General features: G+C 34.5%; 4 protein-coding genes. 1 reads left to right on the top strand and 3 read right to left on the bottom strand.

Annotated elements, in window-relative coordinates; genetic code table 11:
• The 3 genes from V7014_RS22375 to V7014_RS22365 all read right to left on the bottom strand — a co-directional run.
• A partial coding sequence (locus V7014_RS22375; RefSeq protein WP_335510488.1) for a hypothetical protein occupies positions 1 to 301 on the bottom strand: 301 nt, incomplete at its 3' end.
• Positions 292 to 1,305, bottom strand: a complete 1,014-nt coding sequence (locus V7014_RS22370) for an anti-sigma factor (protein ID WP_335510486.1) — start codon at positions 1,303 to 1,305, stop codon at positions 292 to 294. The genes V7014_RS22375 and V7014_RS22370, both read right to left, overlap by 10 nt.
• The gene (locus tag V7014_RS22365; RefSeq protein WP_335510484.1) at positions 1,295 to 1,792 is read right to left on the bottom strand and encodes a sigma-70 family RNA polymerase sigma factor; all 498 of its coding nucleotides are present in this window, start codon (positions 1,790 to 1,792) and stop codon (positions 1,295 to 1,297) included. The genes V7014_RS22370 and V7014_RS22365 overlap by 11 nt, the downstream gene beginning before the upstream one ends.
• 186 nt (positions 1,793 to 1,978) lie before the next feature.
• On the opposite strand from V7014_RS22365, the gene V7014_RS22360 reads away from it, so the two are divergent.
• Positions 1,979 to 2,335: a DUF2085 domain-containing protein gene (locus V7014_RS22360; protein WP_335510482.1), complete on the top strand. Its 357-nt coding sequence runs from the start codon at positions 1,979 to 1,981 to the stop codon at positions 2,333 to 2,335.
• The last annotated feature ends 27 nt before the right edge of the window (positions 2,336 to 2,362 follow it).

The raw sequence follows: 2,362 nt of genomic DNA, 5'->3' as shown, positions 1-2,362 counted from the left end.
GTATAGGATTAATCATCCACGATAAGCCAATCATCATAAATTGAAATACAAGTAAAAAAACATGTAATGACATACCCCAAATAGCGAATAATCTAGAATGTTTCTTTGTAAATAAGCCAACTATACCGAGAAAAAAACCTATAATCGATATTTGACTATAAAATGTAACAGGAATACTCTCAGCTTCTGTTAAGATCGCTACGTTAAACATCGCTAATAGAAATAGTGCTAATAGAAACGATAGTAAACCTGTAATTGTTGGGAAACGCCTTGTTTTCTTCTTTCTCCATATTAATTCCATAGCTTCACTTCCCCTAACTTAACTGCTCGTATTTCCTTCATTGATTGTAATTTTCGAATTTCTTCGGTTGGTCCTGTAATTACAGCTCCATACACATTTATTCCATGCTTTTGAATATACTCAATCCGCTTTGATAAGGATAGCTCTTTTGCTCTTGCTACTTTTGTTGCTACTTGTTCATGCTTCTCTAACAGTTTTAAAATACGAAGAAACACTTCTTCATTTGTCCCCTCTCTTCCGTTAAAAGGCGACCATGTTGAATGATCGATTTGAGCAGGAAAACCTAGTGATGTAATTGGTACCCCACTTTCACCTAGTTGTTTTGCTTCTAAACCTGTATCAACAGCTACCCATCGAAGTTCTGCCTGCTCAGGTAATAATGTCTCTAATTCTGCCTTCGTCATAACATCAGTTAAGGACACATATACTTCAGACATCGTACCATCTGGCAAACCTTTTAATTTATCCCATTCTTTGTTACTATCATAATTAATTGTTGCTTCTGGGTGAAATAACACTTCATTTTCAACAGAAGGAATTTCAGGTAAAGGACGTTCCAATAACAATCGTTTCTCAGGAAAACGAGCTGAATCCAAATTAAAGCGAATACTTTCTTCCCCCACATTGTATTCTTCATTTCCAATTTTTTTATACAAATCGAAATCTAAATTCAAAGTGAAAATACCAACCTTCTCTTCAATCTCCATTTCCTCAATACTTACGTTGGGCTCTGTAACATAAATGGTATTCCCAACGACCTCAATAAGCGTATTCGCTTTGTTGCCAACCGCATAATATAGATGACTAGCTAACGTCATAATGGGTATGATAAGTAGAATAAGTGCTAAACTAATCATGACGTTTGTTATACGCGCTGTATTCTTACCGATACGAACAATTCTTTCTTGCCCTTCCTCCGAAAAAGATTGCTCTTCATTCATTGTCTGTTTTGTTTCTTTCAGTAACTCACGATATAATTCTTCATCCTTGTGATCATGACTCATCTGACTGTTTCAACTCCTTAATTAATGCTACAGCTTTTTTTCTCCCTCTAAATAAATGACTCTTTAAAGTATTTAATTTCATATTCAATACTTCTGCTGCTTCCTTATAGGCTAATCCGTGCAAATCACATAATAAAATAACGTGCTTTTCCTTCTCTGGTAATGAGTGGATAGCATGTAATAATAATTGATAACTTTCCTTTTCCAAAAAAGCATTCTCTGGTGAACGATGGTCAGCAGAATGTTGGGTAACATCTTCTTTCACAATGATTCGTTGATACTTCCTTTTATAATCAACAAAGGCATGATAAGCTACTTTAAATAACCAAGCTTTAATATTACTTATCTCATAATCTTCAAGTTGCACGTATGCCCTGTAAAATGCTTCTTGTACCAAGTCTTCAGCCATATAATGATCTTTTGAAAGAGAAAACAAATATCGGTATACATCATTCACATGTCGTTTAAATACCTCATCTAAGTCCACCTTGTTCCCTCCTTAACAATAACCACGTATTACCACATCAGAAAGTTGCAACAATTCCAAACAAATTTCACAAAAACAGATTTCTTATATATAATCCTTCCTTTCTAGCTGCTCATGAATTGATTCATTCACCTTCCTTGCTATAAGATAAGAATAAAGAAAATAGTATTAAGCTGGAGACGAAAAATGAACCAAGAAAAATGTCAACATAATCAATCACATCTATTTCAATGGTTTCCATGCCATCGTAGAGCTGATCGATCCTTCTTCATATATGGAAAGCAAATGCCGATTTGCGCCCGCTGTACTGCTATATTAATAGGTTATCTATTTACACCTTTTGCAATTGCTTTTCAAGTAACCGCACCATTCTATATCATTATACTTATATGTATACCTATGCTAATTGACGGCTTTACACAATTATGGAAATGGCGTGAAAGCTCTAATATACTCCGCTTTATAACTGGACTAGCCTTCGGAATCGGCCAATCGTTATTTATTTCGACGGTTGTTATTTTTATTGTAGAATTTGTTAAATAATGATTGGAAGTAATATAGTAAAAAACG

The organism is Bacillus sp. JJ722, from assembly GCF_036963345.1.
Lineage (GTDB): Bacteria > Bacillota > Bacilli > Bacillales > DSM-1321 > Bacillus_AD.
The sequence above is the reverse complement of the archived record's forward strand: the minus strand, read 5'-3'. Positions and strand labels throughout refer to the sequence as shown.